Raw genomic sequence first — 18,692 nt, forward strand, 5'->3', positions numbered from 1 at the left:
GGGGTTGTGTTTGAGTATAGTGTACCCAGCAGGGGGGGGGGGGGGCGCCCCCCCCCCCCCCCCCCCCCGCCACCGTCCCCGAGGCATACGGTCGTCGCGTTCCGCAAGACCCGGGGCCCGGATCCGGGGCCCGGATCTGCGTCCGACGTCCGCGAGGCGGGCCGGCGGCCGCGGCTCCGGCCCCCGCGTGCCGCGGCCGGGAGACGCCGTTGCCGAAAGGGGGCTCACTCGTGCGCATCGCGCTGCTCACCGAGGGTGGCTATCCGTACGCGCGGGGTGAGGGCGGCGCGTGGTGCGACCGGCTCGTGCGCGGCCTGCCGCACCACGACTTCGAGGTCTACGCGCTCAGCCGCTCCGCCCGCACCGAGCAGGGCGGCACCGTCGAACCGCCGCCGCACGTACGGCGGGTGCTCAGCGCGCGGCTGTGGGGAGCGCCGCCGCCCGCCCGGCCGCGCGACGGGCGCGGGCGGGCCGCCCGGCGCGCCAGGGGCGCCGCGTTCCGCTGGCACTTCGGGGAGTTCGCCGCCGCGCTGGCCGGCGGCTCCGCCCTGGGGGCGGCCGCACGCGCCGACCGGTTCGCCGCCGGGCTCTACGGCCTGGCCGGCGTCGCGGTCGAACACGGCGGCTTGGCCGAGCTGTTACGCGGCGACGACGCGATCGGCGCCCTGGAGTCCGCGTGCCGGGCGCCCGGTGTGCGCCCGCTGCTCGGCGACGTCACCGTCACCGAACTCCTCGCCGTCGCCGACCTGCTGGAGCGCCAGTTGCGGCCGCTCGCGCTGCCCTGGTACGGCCCGCAGGAGCTGGGCGCGGCCGACCTCTGCCATGCCGCCTCCGGCGGCCCCGCCGCGCTGCCCGGCCTGCTGGCCAAACGGTTCTGCGGCACCCCGCTGATCGTCACCGAGTACACCGTACGGCTGCGCGAGGCGCTGCTCGCCCACCGCGCGGCCGGATTCGCCCCAGCCGTACGGGCGTTGCTCGGCGACTACCACCGGCTGCTGGCCGGTGAGGTGTACCGGCAGGCCGCCCTCGTCACCCCCGGGTCCACCCATGTGCGGCGCTGGCAGGAGCGGTGCGGGGCGCCGCACGAGCGCATCCGCACCGTCCAGCCGGGCATCGACGCGGCCCGGTTCGCCCGCGCGGGCGAGGCGGCCGAGGCGGAGGCCGTCACGCCGGCCGGCCACGCCGACCCGGTGCTCGCGTGGGTCGGCCGGCCCGACCCCGCCAAGGACCTCATCGCCCTTCTGCACGCCTTCCACGCGCTGCGCCAGGAGGAACCGCAGGCCAGGCTCAGGATCTTCCACCTGCGCGGCGCGGGCCAGGCGTCCGTCCGCTACCTCGACCACTGCAGGACGCTCGCCGCGCAGCTCTTCCCCGACGAGGCGGCCGACCCGCACGCGGTGGGCGAGAGCCCCGTCGCCTTCGAGGAGATCGGGTCGCCCGGCGCGCCCGAACTCGCCGACGCCTACGCGGCGGGCGACGTCGTGCTGCTGTCCAGCAGCGCGGAGGGTTTCCCGCTGAGCCTCGTCGAGGCGATGTTCTGCGGCCGGGCCACGGTGTCCACGGACGTGGGGGCGGTGCGCGAGGTCATCGGCGGCACCGGGCTCGTCGTGCCGCCGCGCAACCCCAAGGCCCTCGCCGAGGCCGCGCTCTCGCTGCTGCGCGCACCCGAGCGGGCCGCCCGGCTCGGCGCCGCCGCCCGTGAGCGCGCACTCGCGCTCTTCACCGTGGCCCGCTGTGTGGACGCCTTCCGCGAGAGCTACGTCGACGTGGTGGCCCACCACCCCGTCCCCCGCGAGCCCCTGCTCAGCGCGGCCGGCGCGCCCCGCCCCTTCACCGCCCCCGCCGAATCCTGGTCGCCCACCCGACTCGCCCCCCTCACCAAAGGCTTCCGCCCATGAGCCCCCGCCCGCCCGCTGGCGAATCGATTTGCCACCCAGCCCCGCAGGTCATACCCGCCGCCGAGGCGGTGGGCTGCCGCCCCGACGCCGAGCGGCCCCCCGCGGAGTCCGCCCCGCGCCCGGAAGGAGAGCGCACCGCGGGCGCGCGGGACGCCTCCGCCGAACGTCCTGCGGCCGGCCGCAAGCCCGAACAGCTCGCGGCCGAGCCCAACCGGCCTGCGGCCGGGGCGTTTTCGTCGGCGGCCCCCCGCCGGGTCGGCGAACCGTTCTCGGCTGCGCCGGACATGGCGCGCACCCGCGCGGGGGGTGCGTGGCCTGCGGCGGGGGCGGATGCGTCGGCGGACGCGCGTCGGGACGGCGAACGACTTCCGGCGGAGCTGGAGCGGCCTGCGGCCGGGCGGGGTGCGTCGGTGGACGCGCGTCGGGACGGCCAACGCCTCGACGTCGAGCCGGATATGGCGCGCACCCGCGCGGGGGGTGCGTGGCCTGCGGCCGGGGCGGATGCGTCGGCGGACCCTCGCCTGGACGGCCAACGGCCCTACGGCGAGACCGACATGGCGCGCACTCGCGCGGGGGGTGCGTGGCCTGCGGCCGGGGCAGATGCGTCGGCGGACGCGCGTCGGGACGGCGAACGCCTCCCGGCGGAGCTGGAGCGGCCTGCGGCCGGGGTGGGTGCGTCGGCGGACCCTCGCCTGGACGGCCAACGGCCCTGCGGCGAGACCGACATGGCGCGCACCCGCGCGGGGGGTGCGTGGCCCCCAGCGGGGGCGGATTCCGCGGCGGAGCCCCGCCGGGATGGCGAACGACTTCCGGCGGAGCTGGAGCGGCCCGCGGCCGAGGCGGTTTCGTCGGTGGACGCGCGGCGGGACGGCCAACGGCTCGCCGCCGAGCCGGATATGGCGCGCACCCGCGCGGGGGGTGCGTGGCCTGCGGCCGGGGTGAGTGCGTCGGCGGACGCTCGCCGGGACGGCGAACGCCTCCCGGCGGAGCTGGAGCGGCCTGCGGCCGGGCGGGGTGCGTCGGCGGACCCTCGCCTGGACGGCCAACGGCCCTACGGCGAGACCGACATGGCGCGCACTCGCGCGGGGGGTGCGTGGCCCCGAGCGGGGGCGGATTCTGACCCCCGCCGGGATGGTGAACGACTTCCGGCGGAGCTGGAGCGGCCTGTGGCCGGCGCGAGTGCGTCGGTGGACGCGCGCCGGGACGGCGAAGCGCCCGCGGCCGGGGCGGGCGTCGGGGTTCGGGGGGCGCGGCCGGAGGCCGCAGCGCGGCGGCGGGGGCCGGCGGACCCGGTGCGCGGGGTGATGCACCGGCATCAGGCGCTGCTCGACGGGTGCGTCGACGTGTGGGAGATCACCGCGGGGCTCGAGGCGCAGGGGCTGACCGACGCGGATGCGCGGCGGTTGCGCCACCGGGACGTGTTCGGCCTCGCCGAGGAGCTGTACGCGCGGGCGCCGCGGGCCCGGCGGCCGTATCCGGCGGAGCGGGAGGAGGGACCGGGGGCGCGCACCAGCCCGTGGCCGGGGTGGCGGACCACCGCGCTGCACCTGCTGCCGGCCGCCGCGTGCGCGGCCCCGTACCGCCCGCTGGCCGCGCTGCTGCTGGTGCTGGCCGCCGCGGCGGTGACCCGCCGCGGTCCGCTGCGGGCGGCGACCGGCGCGGGCGCGGTGTGGTCGGGCGCGCTGCTCGCCCTGACGCTGCCCGGGCTGGGCCGCCCGGCGCTCGCCGGGCTCGCGCTCAGCCTGGCGCCCGCCGCCTGGGCGGCGCGCTGGTTCGCGGTGCGGGCTCGCGCCCAGCTCGCGCCCAGCCACGGGCTGTCCGACTTCGCCGACGCGGTGCGGCCGCGGCTGGCCGCCGCCCTCGCCGCGTACACCGCGGCCCTGCTGGCCCTGGTCACCGCCTCACCGCTGCCGCTCGCGCTCGGCGCGCTGCTCCTCACCGCGCGCCTGCTCGCCGTGCACGGCCGCGCCGCGCCCGCCGCGGCGGGCCTCGCCGCCGCCTGCGCCGCGCAGGCGGTCGCGCTGCTCGCCGACCGGCTCGGCCTGATCGGCGCGGCCGGCCCGGCGCAGGCGCTGCTCTGCGCCGCCGCGGCCCTCGCGATGGCCGTACGGGCGTTCCGCCTGCTGCCGCGCGCCTCGGCCCACCATCCGACCTGACCCCGTACCGCCCACACCTGGAGAACGTCACATGAGAGTCCTGCTGCTCGGAGCCGACGGCTTCCTCGGCCGACATGTCGCGGAGCGGCTGCTCGCCGACCCCGCCGTGCAGCTGACCGCGCTCGGGAGAAGCGACGACGCCGACGTGCGGTTCGACCTGTCCTCGGGCGCGCCCGGGGTGCTCGCCCGCTTCATGGACGCCGTGCACCCGGGCGTCGTGATCAACTGCGCCGGGTCCACCCGGGGCAACGCGCGCGACCTGACCCGGCAGAACACCGTCGCCGTCGCGACCGTCTGCGAGGCGCTGCGGCGCAGTTCCACCGCGGCCCGGCTGGTACAGCTCGGCTGCGGCTCGGAGTACGGGCCCTCGCAGCCCGGCGCGTCCACCGGCGAGGACGCGGTGCCGCGCCCGGGCGGCCCGTACGGCGTGAGCAAGCTGGCGGCCACCGAACTCGTCCTGGCCTCCGGCCTGGACGCCGTGGTACTGCGGATCTTCAGCCCGGTCGGCCCCGGCACGCCGACCGGCGCCCCGCTCGGCCGGGTCGCCGAGGCGCTGCGCCGCGCCATGCAGAACGGCGACGGCGAGTTGAAGATCGGCGGCCTCGGCTTCCAGCGGGACTTCATCGACGTGCGCGACGTGGCCCGCGCGGTGCACGCCGCGTCGCTGTCGGCCGCGCAGGGCGTGGTGAACATCGGCAGCGGGCGGGCCGTGCGGCTGCGCGACATGGCCGCCGCCCTCGCGCACGTCGCCGGCTACGAGGGCGTGCTGCACGAGCTGGACGACACCCACGCCGGCCCCGGCCAGCCGCCGTACCCCGACGGCTGCGGCATCTGGCAGCAGGCCGACGTGCGCACCGCGCGCGACCGGCTCGGCTGGCGGCCCCGGATCGGCCTGGAGGAGTCGCTCGCCGACGTGTGGATGGAGGCGGCATGCCGCGTCTGATCCCGTCCAGGACCTCGTCGCGGGCCTCGTCCAGGAGCGCGTCCGGAATCCCGGCGCGCGCGGAGCCGGCACCGGGCGCCCGGCCGCGGGACCGTGCCGGACTCGGGGTGCCGGCCTTCGCCCACCCGCTGGTCGCGCCCGCCGAGTGGGCCGAACTGGCCCGGCCGGGCGCGCCGTTGCACTGGGCCGCCTTCGATGTGCGGCGCGGCCCCGGGAGCCGGCGGGACCCGCTGTACGCGGAGGCGCTGGAGCGCGTCCGTGAGAACCGCGTCCCGGTCCTCGGACTGCTGGACTGCTCCTACGGCGCCCGGCCGTTCGGCGACCTGGTCGCGGACGCGTCGCACCACCTCGACTGGTACGGCGTCGACGGCTTCTACCTGGACCGCGCGCCCACCCTGCGCGCGCAGCTCGCGGAGTGCCGCCGGGTGGTGAGCACGCTGCGCGCGGTGCTCGGCCAGGAGCGGACGCGGCGCGCCGCGGGGAACCCGGGGGAGGGCGGCGGCGCGGGCCCGGACGGCGGCCTCGTCGTGCTGGCCCCCGGCGCGTACCCGCACCCCGGCTACGCCGAGACCGCCGACCAGCTGGTGGTCTTCGACGGGCCCTGGACCCGTTACCGTCGGTCGGAGGCGCCCGAGTGGTCCGCCGGGTATCCGCCGTCGCGCTTCGCGCACCTCGTGCACGGGCTGCCGGTCGCGCACCTCGACACCGCGCTGCGGATCGCCCGCTGGCAGGGCGCGGGAACGGTGTGCCTGACCGACCGCTCGGACCGCGCCGGCGGCGACCCGTGGGCGGGGCTCCCCGGCTACTGGCACGAAGCGGTGCGAAAGGTGCGCTAGGCGGGCGCCGGGCATGCGCCGGGCGGCGAGCGCCCAGCATGTGGCCGGAAGACGTCTCGTTCCTCGGACCGGGTGTCTTGGAATGAAGACCGGCGTGGCACTGTTGCAGAAACAGAGCGTCCGGGCAGCCGCCCGTGCGTGCTCTGATGACCGACCAACCGTATTGCTGAGGTCTCTGTGTCGCTGCCACCCCTGGTCGAGCCGGCCGCCGAGCTCACCGTTGACGAGGTCCGCAGGTATTCGCGTCACCTGATCATCCCCGATGTGGGCATGGACGGGCAGAAGCGGCTGAAGAACGCCAAGGTGCTGTGTGTCGGCGCCGGCGGCCTCGGCTCGCCGGCCCTGATGTACCTGGCCGCGGCGGGCGTCGGCACGCTCGGCATCGTCGAGTTCGACGAGGTCGACGAGTCGAACCTGCAGCGCCAGATCATCCACAGCCAGGCCGACATCGGCCGCTCCAAGGCCGCGTCCGCCCGCGACTCCGTCCAGGGCATCAACCCGTACGTGAACGTCGTCCTCCACGAAGAGCGGCTCGAAGCCGAGAACGTGATGGAGATCTTCGCGCAGTACGACCTGATCGTGGACGGCACCGACAACTTCGCCACCCGCTACCTGGTCAACGACGCGTGCGTGCTGCTGGGCAAGCCCTACGTGTGGGGCTCCATCTACCGCTTCGACGGCCAGGCGTCGGTCTTCTGGTCCGAGCACGGCCCCTGCTACCGCTGCCTGTACCCGGAGCCCCCGCCGCCCGGCATGGTCCCGTCGTGCGCCGAGGGCGGCGTGCTGGGCGTGCTGTGCGCCTCCATCGGCTCGATCCAGGTCAACGAGGCGATCAAGCTGCTGGCCGGCATCGGCGAGCCGCTGCTCGGCCGGCTGATGATCTACGACGCCCTGGAGATGACGTACCGCACCGTCAAGGTCCGCAAGGACCCCGACTGCGCGGTCTGCGGCGAGAACCCGACGGTCACCGAGCTGATCGACTACGAGGCCTTCTGCGGCGTCGTGTCGGAGGAGGCCCAGGAGGCCGCGCTCGGCTCGACGATCACTCCCAAGCAGCTCAAGGAGTGGATCGACGACGGCGAGAACATCGAGATCATCGACGTCCGCGAGCCGAACGAGTACGAGATCGTCTCCATCCCCGGCGCGAAGCTGATCCCGAAGAACGAGTTCCTGATGGGCTCGGCGCTCGAGCACCTGCCGCAGGACAGGCGGATCGTCCTGCACTGCAAGACCGGCGTGCGCAGCGCCGAGGTGCTCGCGGTGCTGAAGTCCGCGGGCTTCGCCGACGCGGTCCACGTCGGCGGCGGCGTCATCGGCTGGGTCAACACGATCGAGCCGGACAAGCCGATCTACTAGGTCGCGACGCGCATCGGTAAGGGGCGGCACCCATTGGGCGCCGCCCCTTACCGCGTCCCGTCCGTCGCGCCGGTCAGCGGTTGACCGACTGGTACTCCTGCACGGTGACGTCCCGCGGATCGTCGATCACGCCCTCCGGCAGCGGCCTGTCCCGCGTCCCGTCCGAGCCGCTCCACGACACGTCCCACTTCGCCGTCACGTCCAGCTGGAACGGCGGCCGGTTCGTGGTCGGGGCCAGGTAGGTCACCCCGCACGGCGGGTCGGCCTTCGCGTCGCCGTCGTACGGCGCGCCGACCTGCCCGCCGGCCCCGATCGGGCAGTCCCCCGACCGGGGGAAGAGCTTCGCGTACGGCGTCCCGGGCGTGATGTGCACGCTCGCCGGCCTGGCGGTCGTCTCCGCCCAGATCTCCTGCCCCCCGCCGAGGTCCACCGACGCCCGCACGGACACGGTGGTGTACTTCTGCTTCAGCCACGTCCACGTCGCTATGTTGACCGTCTGCACCCCCCGCGGATTGACCTGGACGGTCACCCCCGGCACCTGGGTTGCGGCGTACGCCAGCCGGGAGAGCATCTCCGCGCTGATCACGTGCTGTGTGCCGCCGCGGGGCCGCTGCCCGTTGAGCACCCACTGCGGGCGCTCGTCGTTGCACGACATCTGGGCGACGGGATCGGCGTTCGGGTTGACGGAGACCGCCCACCACTGGCCCTTGTCGTTGTCGGCGACGTTGAAGTCCTTGTACCCCTTCTCGTCGGGGTAGTCGAGCCCGTTCGCGTAGTGGTCCCTGTCCATGCCCATGGCGGTGCGGAACGTCCCTGTGACGTCGGGGAGTTCCTTGTTGAAGTTCGTGGTGTACTCCGCCTTGAACTGCTCGGCGGTGTACTTGGGGCCGAACCAGCACGGCGGCGGCGTCCACGTCACATCGGAGGATCGCAGCGGCTTGTTGGTGGTCGACGGCCCGCCCGACGAGTACGTCAGCCGGTATCCGGCCGCGCTGGCGTCGATCGTGCGATCGTGATCGCCGCCCTGCTGCTTGGCGGGCGGCTTCTTGGTGTCGTCGTACGCATGGCTCGTGCCGGCGGCCAGAAGGACGGCTGCCACTGCCAGGGGCAGGGCCCGGCCGGCGTTCGCGGTGAGCCTCACTGCTTGCATTCCAGGGCCCTTTCCTTGTAGTCGACCGACTGTGCCTGCCACCACTCGGCCTGGGTCGGCGCCTTGGTCAGCACGATGTCGTACGACGTGTAGTCCTCGTCGCTGGGCGCGGTGGTGTGCACCTTTCCGGTCCGGATCTCCTTGCTGTAGAGGTGACTCTGGTTCTCGCAGAAGGTCACCTCTGCGACCGACTTGTTCGACTGGAGCTTGACCACCGGACGGTAGAAGAGATCGGTGCCGGTCAGGGACTTCTTGGCGGCGATGTGGTTCTGCACGTACTGCTGGGCGTAGGTGTACGCCTTGCCCGAGCCGTAGGTGTGCAGGCCGCTCGTCGAAGCGTTCTGCTTGACGACGGCGAACATCATCGACTGCATGAAGTTGGCGCTCGCCGACAGCGCGACGGACTCCGTGCGGTCGGCGGGGGCCGGGAAGTCGAAGCTCACCTTCAGGTCCGCCGGAAGGGCCAGCGAGGGGTCGATCCGCAGCGGAGCGCCCCCCGTCGGGGTGGCCGCGGTCGTGGGGGCGGCTGAGGGCGTCGTCGCGGTGGGCGACGACGCGATCTTGTCGGAGTCCCCCGATCCGCCGCCCCCACCGCACGCGGTCAGTACGAGAGCGGCCGTCGCCGCCAGCGCGGCAGTGGTCACAGCGGTACGGGCTCGCATCGTGGAAGGCTCCCGATCGGTCGTCAGGGGAACCCACGCGTACGGCTGCAGAGCCGTACGCCCTCTGGTCCCCGTGTCCAGGAATCTCACCCTACCCAAGCGCCACTGCCCCTTCGAGCCCCGGTCTGTGCGGATCCGGTCACGGACATGTCACATACGGAAGCCGGTTCGCGCGCCGGTCGGGCCGTCGAGGTGATCTTCGCCGACTCCCCCCGAATGGAACGGAACCGCTCCAGGACACACAGGGTCTTACGGGGTGTCATATCACTTGTCAGCTAAGTATGGATATCAGCGAGAAATCCATCCGAAAGGCAAGGGACCCATGAACAGCAGCCGCAGCAGCAGCCGCACCCGTACGCCCGGCACGTCCCGCTCCCGCGCCGTCCGCCGCGGCGCGTTCGCCGCCGCCGCGCTGAGCCTCGCGGTGGCCGTGCCCGCCGTCGCCGCGCAGGCGCGCCCCGGGCCGCACACCGTCCAGAACGCCGCCGCGCACCCGCAGGCCGCGGCGTCCGGCCGGGCCGGTGACCCGCAGTCCACCGTGGACCGGGTGGCCGACTTCTACGGCGCCTATATCGACGCGGTCTGGGACGGCGGCAACGACCCGCTGGCCGCCGACCTGCGGACGCACTACCTCACCAGCGGCCTGCGCACCAGACTCGCCGCGTGGCAGAAGTCCCAGCACGCCGACGGCGTGCTGCGGGCCCAGGACGTCCCGCGGGGCTGGACGGTCACGTACGACGGCAGCGGCGCGGGTCACGCCTTCACCGTGGTCCGGCTGCAGTGGGGCAACCCGGCGCACCCCACGTACACCTACCTCAAGGTGCAGTCGGACCTGTCCACCCGGAAGATCTCGGACATCGAGCCGCGCTGACCCCGCGCGGCGGGCCGCCGGCCCGCACGGACGTGTGCCCCGCCACCGGACCGGGGGCGGGGCACACGGCGTCGCGGGGGGCTACAACTGGCCCTTGCGGGTCAGGTGCGTGAAGGACAGCCAGCCCGGCAGCACCGGCAGCCAGAACGTCAGCAGCCGGAAGAACAGCACCGCGGGCGTCGCCACCTCCTTCGGCAGGCCGGCCGCGATCAGACCACCGGTCAGGGCCAGCTCGACGGCGCCGACGCCGCCCGGGGTGGGGGCCGCGGAGCCCAGCGCGTTGCCCGCGAGGAAGACCACCGCGATCGCCGCGTAGGACAGGTGGCCGCCGAAGGCCCGTACGCAGCCGTCCAGGCAGATCACGAACGTCACCGTCAGCATCAGCGTGCCGCCGATGCCGGTGAGCAGCTTCGCCGGGCGCTGCAGGACGTCCAGCATCCGCGGCACCACGCCCGCGAACAGCGCCCGCACCCGCGTCGAGACGAACTTCCGCAGCGCCGGCACCGCCGTGACCACCAGCACCAGCACACCGGCGGTCAGCAGGCCGGCCATGACCGTACGGGACGGTGACAGCGACGGCGTCTTCTCGGTGCCGGTGATGAAGCCGAAGGTCATCAGCAGCACCACGTGCGAGCCCAGGCCCACCAGCTGCGAGGCGCCGACGCTCGCCACCGCCAGGCCCGGCCGCACCCCCGCCTTCTGCAGATAGCGGGTGTTCAGCGCGACACCGCCGACCGCGGCCGGCGCCACCAGCTTCACGAACGACCCGGCCACCTGCGCCTGCACGGTCCGCAGCAGCGACAGCCGCTCCGGCACGAACCCGGACAGCGCGCACGCCGCGGCCACGTAGCTCGCGGCCGAGCCGAGCACCGCGATCACCGCCCAGCGCCAGTCCGCGTTCAGGATCGCGTCGCCGATCGGCACCGAGCTGAGCTGGGAGAGCAGGAAGTACGCGGCGAACGCGCCGGCGATCACCGTAACCAGCGTGCGCGGCTTGATCCGCTCCAGCCGGACCGGCTCCACCGGGGCCTGCGGCCGGATCAGCAGCACCTGCTGCCGGATGAGCGACAGCAGGTCCTCCTCGCGGGCCTCGTCCAGCGCGTCCTCGATGGCCCGCTTCTCCGCCTTGTCCTCGGCCTTGCGCTCCGCCTTCGACGGCGTCCTGGCCGGTGCCGGATCGTGGGCGTGCGCCGCCTCGGCCGCCCGGTGCCGCTCGCGCTCCTCCTTGTCGTGCGCCGACGCCGCGAGCACCGCGTCCCGCTCACGCTGCGCCCGCTCCCGGCCCAGCACCTTCAGCTCCGCGCGCGTCGAACGGCTCAGCGCGATCGGCTGCAGCAGCGGCAGCGAGTCCGCGACCGCGTCCGGGCCGAGCACCGCGAGCGCGGACGCGACCGCCCGCTCCGGGCCCACCCGCAGCGCCAGCGTGGTCAGCAGCTGCGAGACGTCCATCCGCAGCACGATGTCGCCCGCGGCGATCTCGCCGCCGCGCAGGTCCGTCAGGAAGACCCGGCCGTTGCGGTCCACCAGGAGCGCGTCGCCGGCCAGCCGCCGGTGCGCGATCCGCCGCGACTGCAGCGAACGCACCTGCGTCCACGTCTCGCGCAGCAGCATGTCGGTGATGTCGTCGTCGTGCAGCGCGTCGAACCTGCGGCCGCCGATGTGCTCGTACACCAGCATCACGGCGTCCGGGCCCAGCTCGGAGGTGGCGATCAGGCGTGGCGCGTTGGCGCCCGCGGCGATCGCCGCGTACGCCAGCAGCGCCTCCTGCTCCAGCGCCTGCCGCAGCGACAGCAGGCTGCGCCGCTGGGTGATCCCGCCGACCAGCGACAGCCGGCGCCACGCGCGGTAGAAGAAGCCGTGCGCCTGCTGCTCGCGGTCCACCACCGTGACGTCCAGCGGCGGACCGTCCTCCAGCGTCACCAGGTAGGCCCGGCCGCGGTCGGAGTCCGCGCTCTCCTGGGCGGGGTCGTCGACCCGGCGCGCGGTCAGCGGCGCGAAGCCGACCCGGCGCAGCCCGGCCAGCAGTTGGTGCCCGGTCGGGCGGACGTTGGGCGAGCCGACCGCGTAGACCGTGCCGTAGGCGACGGTCCAGCCGATCAGCACGGTCAGCGCGATCGAGAACGGGGTCGTGTAGCCGCCGACCAGCACCGCGAAGGCGTCCAGCAGCAGCACGCACCACAGCGCCACCCGCCAGCGCGGACGGCGCGCCATCCCGACCGCCGTGACGTAGGCGATCACCGGCGCGAGATAGCCGTGCACCGGGTCGGTCATCCCGACGCCGCCGGGCGCGTTGTGCGAGAGCGCGTCGCGGATAGGGTCCGGCGCGGAGTTCGTCACCCACAGGTCGGTGGCGAGCGCGGTGCCGTGCGCCAGCACCGCCGCGAGCACGCCGTCGGCGATCCGCAGCCCGTCGCGCTTGATCAGCCGCTCCACGGCGAAGGCCACCGGCACGATCAGCACACCGATGCTCGCGGTCAGCCCGGCGAAGGAGGACAGCACGCTCGGCGCGTGGTCCGCGCCCTTGCTGATGTCCGTCTCCAGGCCGCTCGTCGTCGCGTGCGCGAACCCGGCGATGGCCAGTACCACGGCGATGCCGAGCAGCCCGAAGAGGAACCGCACCAGGTCGGCCGGGCGGTGCACCCGGGCGGCGAGCAGCGGCTCGTCCCCCGACACCGGCAGCCGGGTCGCGCCCACCTCCGGCTCGCACTCCTCGGGCTCGCACTCCTCGGGCTCGCACTCCGCGGGCTCCTCCGAGTCGCCCGGGGGGCCGGGGGCGTCGCCGTGGTCACCGCTGCCGCCGCGATCGGCGTCCCCTGACGCGGAACCGTCCGCGTCCGGCCTGCGCGCGCCCTCGGCGGCAGCGCCGCCGGACGCGTCATGCCGGGTCGCGCCGTCGCCGCCGACCGAGTCGCCCGCGGCGCCGTGCTCGCCTGCGGCGCCGCCGTGGCCGGTGCGTGAGGTGCTCCTCCCGCCGGGGTCGCGGTCCGGGTCCTGGTCCCGTTCGCGCCCGCGCCCCGCTCCCGGCGTCCCGGAGCCGTCGCCCGGGGTGTCCGGGGTGTCGGGGGCGTTCGAGGCGTCGGGCGGGGGAGCGGCGGCGGAGCCGTCAGCGCGGGGGAAACCGGCGCTGCGGCCGCCCCCGGAGGCGGGCAGCGCCTCACGGGCGCCGGTGGCCTCTTCGGCCTCCTGCGCGCCCGTGGTGTCGCCCGTCGTTTCCTCTTGATCTCGTATCACCAGTCACCGCCCGGACGATGGTGGCACGCTCGGTCTCCGGATGGCACCGGAACCCCCCGGTGTCGGTGGTCTCGGGCAGGATGGGGCGGATGAGCGAGGAGCACGACCCGGGAGCGCCGGGCGAGTACGCGGAACGCGTGCTGGACACCGTGGACCTGATCCCGGCCGGCCGCGTCATGACCTACGGCGACGTGGCCGAATGGCTCGACGAGGGCGGGCCGCGCCAGGTCGGCCGGGTGCTGTCGCTCTACGGCAGCGGTGTGCCGTGGTGGCGCGTGGTCAGGGCCGACGGCGCGCTGCTGCCAGGACACGAGTTCGCCGCGCTCGCGGAGTACCTCGCCGAGGGCACACCGCTGCGGCGGAGCGGCCCCGCGGCCGACGGGCACGTGCCGCGCGTCGACATGCGCCGGGCCCGCTGGGACGGGCGCGGCGCAGGCGGCGGCGCGGACGGCGAGGCCGGGGGTGGCGCCGGCGGCGGGTGACGGCCGGGAGGTCATGTCATCCAGCTTCCGCCATCCGGACCGACGGCATGCCGAGGTCCGTCCGGACGGAGTACATTCCCTGACCACCACGAAACCGGCCAACCACGTGAAGCCCACATTCTCTTCCCCCGACACTCCCGCCCACTCTTCTCCGACCGCATCCGACGTGCGCGACGCGCCGCCCGGCGTGGGCGGCGTGCCGCGGGCGCGGTCGGCCGCCGCGGACGGCTACCGGCTGGTGCGCGCGCCCCTCACGGCGGCACCGCCCCCTGTGCTGGACGCGGCACAGCGCGCGGTGGTTGAGCACCGCGAGGGGCCGCTTCTGGTGCTGGCCGGACCCGGTACCGGCAAGACGACCACGCTGGTGGAGGCGGTCACCGCGCGGCTGCGCGCGGGCACCCCGCCGGACCGCATCCTCGTCCTCACCTTCGGCCGCAAGGCCGCGGCCGAGCTGCGCGAGCGGATGGCGGCACGATCGGGCGGCGCCCACGGCGGCAGCGGCGAGGCGCCTCAGGCCGTGACCTTCCACTCGTTCTGCTACGCGCTGGTCCGCGCGCACCAGCAGCCGGAGGCGTACGCCGAGCCGGTGCGGCTGCTGTCCGGGCCCGAGCAGGACCTGGTCGTGCGCGAGCTGCTCGCCGGGCAGGCGGAGTCGGCGCGCGCCGGGCGCGGCGCGGTGCGCTGGCCGGACGACCTGCGGGCCGCGCTCGCCACCCGGGGCTTCGCCGACGAGGTACGGGCGGTGCTGGCCCGCACCCGCGAGCTGGGCCTCGGCCCCGCCGAGCTGGCCGGCTTCGCGCGCCGCGTCGGCCGCCCCGACTGGCTCGCGGCGGCCGCGTTCCTCGGCGAGTACCTCGACGTCACGGACCTGATGGGGGTCGTCGACTACACCGAGCTGGTGCACCGCGCGGTGCGGCTGGTCGAGCGGCCCGAGGTGCACGCGCGCCTCGCCGGCCGCTACGACGCGGTGTTCGTCGACGAGTACCAGGACACCGACCCCGCGCAGGTCCGCCTCCTGCGCGGGCTGGCCGGGCAGGGCCGCACCCTGGTCGCCTTCGGCGACCCCGACCAGTCGATCTACGCCTTCCGCGGCGCCGACGTCAACGGCATCCTCGACTTCCCCGACCGCTTCCCCGACCGCGCGGGCCGCCCGGCCCGGGTGATCCCGCTCACCACCTCGCGCCGCTCGGGCGCCGCCCTGCTGGCCGCGACGCGCCGCCTGGCCGCCCGCATCCCGCTGCGCCGCCCCCCGGACCACCGCGAGCTGCGGGCGGTACGGGACGGCGGCGCGGTCGCCGTCCGCACGTATCCCTCGCCGGGCGCCGAGGTCGACTCGATCGCCGACGCGCTGCGCCGCGCCCACCTGGAGGACGGGGTCGCCTGGCGCGACATGGCCGTCCTGGTGCGGGCCGGCGCCGCCGTACCGCCCCTGCGCCGCGCCCTCACCACCGCGGGCGTCCCCACCGACGTCGACACCCAGTCGGCCCCCCTCCACGCGGAACCCGCCGTCGCCCCCCTCCTCCAGGCGCTGCGCCTCGCGGCGCTCTGGGCATCGGCGGACTCGGCTGCCGCCGTGGCTGCCGCCGGGGGCGCGGATGGGTTGGCGTCCGCCGACGGGGGTGCGGCTGCCGCCGGGGGCGCGGCTGATGCAGGCTCGGCCGGTGCCGGGCCGGTGGCCCCTGCGGGTGCGGGATCGACCGCCGACAGCCCCCCGGCGTCCGGCGGAGCACCGGCCGGCTCGGGCGCGGCCGAGGCGGGTTCGGATGCCGCCGAGAGGTCGGGTGGGTCAGCCCCGGCTGCCGCCGGGAGTCCGGTTCGATCGGCCCAGACCGAAGCCGGGGTTGCGGGTGGGTCGGCGTCGGCTGCCGCCGGGGGCGCGGCTGATTCAGGCTCGGCCGGTGCCGGGCCGGTGGCCCCTGCGGGTGCGGGATCGACCGCCGACAGCCCCCCGGCGTCCGGCGGAGCACCGGCCGGCTCGGGCGCGGCCGAGGCGGGTTCGGCTGCCGCGGAGGCCCGCGCGGGGGCGGGGGGCGGTCCGCTGGGGGGGCCGTTCGACACCGCGGCTCAGCGCAGAGCATGGCCGGGGACGCCCGAGGAGGCGGTGGAGCTGCTGGTGTCGCCGCTCGGCGGTATGGACACCGCCGACCTGCGGCGGCTGGGGCGGGCGCTGCGCGAGGAGGAGCGGGCCGCGGGGCAGGCCGTGCCCCGCCCGTCGGACCTGCTGATCGCCGAGGCCGTCGCCGAGCCCGAGCGGCTGACCACGCACGACCGGTCGTACGCCCGCGGCGCGCTGCGGCTCGGGCGGCTGCTGCGGCAGGCGCGCGACACGCTGGCGGGCGGCGGCACCGCCGAGGACGCGCTGTGGCTGCTGTGGGACGGCTCGGGCTGGGCCGCCCGGCTGGAGCGGGCCGCGCTGCGGCCCGGCGCCGCGGGCCGGAACGCCGATCGCGACCTCGACGCGGTGTGCGCGCTGTTCGAGACCGCGGCCCGCGCCGAGGAGCGCAGCGGCGGCCGCGGCGCGCTCAACCTCATCGAGGAGCTGGGCGGCTTCGACATAGCGGCCGACACCCTGACGACCCGTACCGTGCGCCCCGACGCGGTACGGCTGATGACCGCGCACCGCGCGAAGGGCCTGGAGTGGCGGCTCGTCGTGGTCGCCGGGGTGCAGGAGGGCGTCTGGCCCGACCTGCGCCGCCGCGGCTCGCTGCTGGAGGCGGACCGGATCGGCCGCGACGGCCTGGCGCCCCCGCTCGGCCAGGCGGCCCTGCTCGCCGAGGAGCGCCGGCTGCTGTACGTGGCCGCGACCCGCGCCCGCGAACGCCTGCTCGTCACCGCGGTGCGCTCCGCCGCGGACGACGGCGACCAGCCGTCCCGCTTCCTCGCCGAGCTGGGGATCGAACCCGAGCACGTCGCCCAGCGTCCGCGCCGCCCGCTGGCCGTCGCCGCGCTGGTCGCGGAGCTGCGGGCGACGACCGTCGACCCGGACGCCGCCCCCGGGCTGCGCGAGGCCGCCGCGCGCCGGCTCGCCCGGATGGCCGCGCTGACCGACGAGGGCCACGCGCTGATCCCCGCCGCCCACCCGGACCGCTGGTGGGGCCTGTACGAGCCGACCCGCTCGGCCGTGCCGGTGCGCGACCGCGACCATCCCGTCGCGCTGTCCGGGTCGGCCCTCGACCAGCTCGCCCACACCTGCGCCCTGCAGTGGTTCCTGGGCCGCGAGGTCAGGGCGGAGCCGCCCGCGACCGCCGCGCAGGGCTTCGGGAACGTCGTGCACGTGCTCGCCGACGAGGTCGCGTCGGGGCGCGCCCCCGCCGACCTCGACGTGCTGATGACCCGGCTGGACTCGGTGTGGGACGCGCTCGCCTTCGACGCGCCCTGGAAGTCCCGGCAGGAGAAGGAGAACGCCCGCGCCGCGCTGGAACGCTTCCTGCGCTGGCACGTGATGGAGCGCGGCCGCACGGTCGTCGGCACCGAGCAGGAGTTCGCGGTCACCCTCGACGCGGGCGACGTGCAGGTGCGCATCCGCGGCAGCATGGACCGCGTCGAGACCGACGCCGAAGGCCGCGCCTACGTGGTGGACTTCAAGACCGGCCGCGCCAAGCCGACGGCGGCCGAGGTCGATCGGCACCCGCAGCTGGCCGTCTACCAGCTGGCCGTACGGGAGGGCGCGGTCGACCCGCTGTTCGGCGGGGAGCGCCCGCGGCCGGGCGGCGCGGAGCTGGTCCAGCTGCGGCTGGGCGCCACCCGGCGGGACGGCGGCGACACGCTGCCCGCGGTGCAGCAGCAGGAGCCGCTGGCCGGGGAGTGGGCGGGGGACCTGCTCGCGGAGGCGGCGGGCCGGGTCCTGGACGAGCGCTTCACCCCGGCCGCCGGCCAGCACTGCGCGCACTGCGCCTTCCGCGCGGCGTGCACCGCCCGGCCCGAGGGACGCCACGTCGTGGAGTGAGCGACTCGCGCGCCGCCGGCGCGCCGCCACGTCCGGTCTCGTCCGGCGCCTGTCCGGTCTCGCCCTGCTCCCGCCCGATGACGGCAGGTCAGGCGGCGGCGCGCGCTCCGGCGTTGTCGTACCCCGCGGCTATCGTGTGCGGTGCCAAGGGGGCGGAACGACGATGCGGAACGACATGGGGATGCGGGGGCGGCCGTGAGGGGCGCGAAGGCGGGGGGTGCGTCGCGTTCGGCGACGCGCGGGGGCGTGCCGGGGAACGGGGGAGCGCGCGCGGCCGCCGTGGCGGCCTGCGCGCTCGTGGGCGTCCTGGTGCTGGCCGGCTGCTCCGGCGGCGGTGGGCGCGACGAGGGCGGGGACGCGCCGATCGCCCATGTGGCGGTCAGGACGACCGACGACGCGGGACCGTACGGGGGCATGACGCCGCGCCAGGAGCTGGCGAAGGCCGAGGAGGCCATGCGGCAGGTGTCGGCGATGACCGTCGACATGGACCAGCAGCAGGGCGGCCGCCGCGTCCACCTGACCGCGGCGATCACCGCCGGGGGCGGCTGCGCGCTGGCCGAGCAGGCGGCCGGCGACTCCGTCCAGGTCATCGGCACCCGCGACAACACGTATCTGAAGGCGGACGACGCGTTCTGGCGGGCGCACGGCGGCCCCGACGGGTCGCGCGTCGCCGCGGCGCTCGACGGCAAGTGGCTCAGGCTGGACCAGCGCCCGTCCGCCACGGAGTTCGCCGGATACTGCTCGGTGGCCGGCTTCATGAGCGCCACCTCGTCGAACCTCGGCCAGGGCGCCGTCGTGCGGGGCCGCCCGGCGACCCTCGACGGGAAAGCCGTCCTGACCCTCGTCCACACCACCCCCGGCCACAGGGCCACCGTCCGCGTCGCCGCCACCGGCACCCCGTACATCCTGCGCTCCGACATCTCCGGCGCCGGCGGCTCAGCGGGGACCGGCTCGGCGGCGACCGACGCGGCGACCGAATCGGTGACGTTCAGCGGGTTCGGCAGGCCCCCGCGCATATCCCCGCCGCCGCCCGGCGCCACCGTGGCCCTCGCCGCACTCGGCGTCTCCCACCTGTCCGTCTGACCGCCGCTCCGAGCCGTCCGCGGCGGTCCAGCGGCCGCTGCGCGGCCCCCGGCGCGGGGCGGGCGGGTGAGGGGTGTC

At 75.9% G+C, this 18,692-nt stretch carries 12 protein-coding genes; 9 read left to right on the forward strand and 3 right to left on the reverse strand.

Annotation, left to right across the window (positions count from 1 at the left end):
- The first annotated feature begins 230 nt into the window (after positions 1-230).
- From V2S66_RS14505 to moeZ, 5 genes are all read left to right on the forward strand, one after another.
- A complete protein-coding gene (locus tag V2S66_RS14505) occupies positions 231-1,898 on the forward strand; it encodes a DUF3492 domain-containing protein (protein ID WP_330795368.1) in 1,668 nt (555 codons plus the stop codon).
- A gap of 1,304 nt (positions 1,899-3,202) precedes the next feature.
- Positions 3,203-4,054, forward strand: coding sequence for a hypothetical protein (locus V2S66_RS14510; RefSeq protein ID WP_330795370.1), 852 nt, complete (start codon positions 3,203-3,205; stop codon positions 4,052-4,054).
- 31 nt (positions 4,055-4,085) lie between these two features.
- Complete coding sequence (locus tag V2S66_RS14515; protein WP_330795372.1) at positions 4,086-4,997, forward strand: NAD-dependent epimerase/dehydratase family protein; 912 nt, start codon at positions 4,086-4,088, stop codon at positions 4,995-4,997.
- Positions 4,985-5,833, forward strand: coding sequence for a spherulation-specific family 4 protein (locus V2S66_RS14520; protein ID WP_330795374.1), 849 nt, complete (start codon positions 4,985-4,987; stop codon positions 5,831-5,833). Before V2S66_RS14515 ends, V2S66_RS14520 begins: the two co-directional genes overlap by 13 nt.
- A gap of 177 nt (positions 5,834-6,010) precedes the next feature.
- Positions 6,011-7,189, forward strand: coding sequence for an adenylyltransferase/sulfurtransferase MoeZ (gene moeZ / locus V2S66_RS14525; protein WP_330795376.1), 1,179 nt, complete (start codon positions 6,011-6,013; stop codon positions 7,187-7,189).
- A gap of 73 nt (positions 7,190-7,262) precedes the next feature.
- On the opposite strand, the gene V2S66_RS14530 is transcribed toward moeZ, so the two are convergent.
- Entirely contained in the window at positions 7,263-8,339 is a 1,077-nt protein-coding gene (locus V2S66_RS14530; RefSeq protein WP_330795378.1) for a hypothetical protein, read from the reverse strand.
- Complete coding sequence (locus V2S66_RS14535; RefSeq protein WP_330795380.1) at positions 8,327-9,001, reverse strand: hypothetical protein; 675 nt, start codon at positions 8,999-9,001, stop codon at positions 8,327-8,329. The genes V2S66_RS14530 and V2S66_RS14535 overlap by 13 nt, the downstream gene beginning before the upstream one ends.
- 322 nt (positions 9,002-9,323) lie before the next feature.
- On the opposite strand from V2S66_RS14535, the gene V2S66_RS14540 reads away from it, so the two are divergent.
- Positions 9,324-9,872: a hypothetical protein gene (locus V2S66_RS14540; RefSeq protein ID WP_330795382.1), complete on the forward strand. Its 549-nt coding sequence runs from the start codon at positions 9,324-9,326 to the stop codon at positions 9,870-9,872.
- Between the two features lie 81 nt (positions 9,873-9,953).
- Here V2S66_RS14540 and V2S66_RS14545 read toward each other — a convergent pair whose 3' ends face one another.
- Positions 9,954-12,566: a lysylphosphatidylglycerol synthase transmembrane domain-containing protein gene (locus V2S66_RS14545; RefSeq protein ID WP_330795742.1), complete on the reverse strand. Its 2,613-nt coding sequence runs from the start codon at positions 12,564-12,566 to the stop codon at positions 9,954-9,956.
- A 626-nt stretch (positions 12,567-13,192) separates the two neighbouring features.
- On the opposite strand from V2S66_RS14545, the gene V2S66_RS14550 reads away from it, so the two are divergent.
- From V2S66_RS14550 to V2S66_RS14560, 3 genes are all read left to right on the forward strand, one after another.
- Entirely contained in the window at positions 13,193-13,585 is a 393-nt protein-coding gene (locus V2S66_RS14550; protein ID WP_413966395.1) for an MGMT family protein, read from the forward strand.
- A gap of 238 nt (positions 13,586-13,823) precedes the next feature.
- Complete coding sequence (locus V2S66_RS14555; protein ID WP_330795744.1) at positions 13,824-17,531, forward strand: UvrD-helicase domain-containing protein; 3,708 nt, start codon at positions 13,824-13,826, stop codon at positions 17,529-17,531.
- Positions 17,532-17,777: 246 nt separating this feature from the next.
- Positions 17,778-18,614, forward strand: coding sequence for a hypothetical protein (locus tag V2S66_RS14560; RefSeq protein WP_330795384.1), 837 nt, complete (start codon positions 17,778-17,780; stop codon positions 18,612-18,614).
- Positions 18,615-18,692: the final 78 nt, after the last annotated feature.

The sequence above is a fragment of the Actinacidiphila polyblastidii genome (genome assembly GCF_036353415.1).
In the GTDB taxonomy this organism is placed as follows: Bacteria; Actinomycetota; Actinomycetes; order Streptomycetales; family Streptomycetaceae; genus Actinacidiphila; species Actinacidiphila polyblastidii.

What these genes read in the sequence shown, in the direction of transcription:
- V2S66_RS14510 (WP_330795370.1), top strand. Translation starts at nt 3,203, where the DNA reads ATGCACCGGCATCAGGCGCTGCTCGACGGGTGCGTCGACGTGTGGGAG.
- V2S66_RS14515 (WP_330795372.1), top strand. Translation starts at nt 4,086, where the DNA reads ATGAGAGTCCTGCTGCTCGGAGCCGACGGCTTCCTCGGCCGACATGTC.
- V2S66_RS14520 (WP_330795374.1), top strand. Translation starts at nt 4,985, where the DNA reads ATGCCGCGTCTGATCCCGTCCAGGACCTCGTCGCGGGCCTCGTCCAGG.
- V2S66_RS14530 (WP_330795378.1), bottom strand. Translation starts at nt 8,339, where the DNA reads ATGCAAGCAGTGAGGCTCACCGCGAACGCCGGCCGGGCCCTGCCCCTG.
- V2S66_RS14535 (WP_330795380.1), bottom strand. Translation starts at nt 9,001, where the DNA reads ATGCGAGCCCGTACCGCTGTGACCACTGCCGCGCTGGCGGCGACGGCC.
- V2S66_RS14540 (WP_330795382.1), top strand. Translation starts at nt 9,324, where the DNA reads ATGAACAGCAGCCGCAGCAGCAGCCGCACCCGTACGCCCGGCACGTCC.
- V2S66_RS14550 (WP_413966395.1), top strand. Translation starts at nt 13,193, where the DNA reads ATGAGCGAGGAGCACGACCCGGGAGCGCCGGGCGAGTACGCGGAACGC.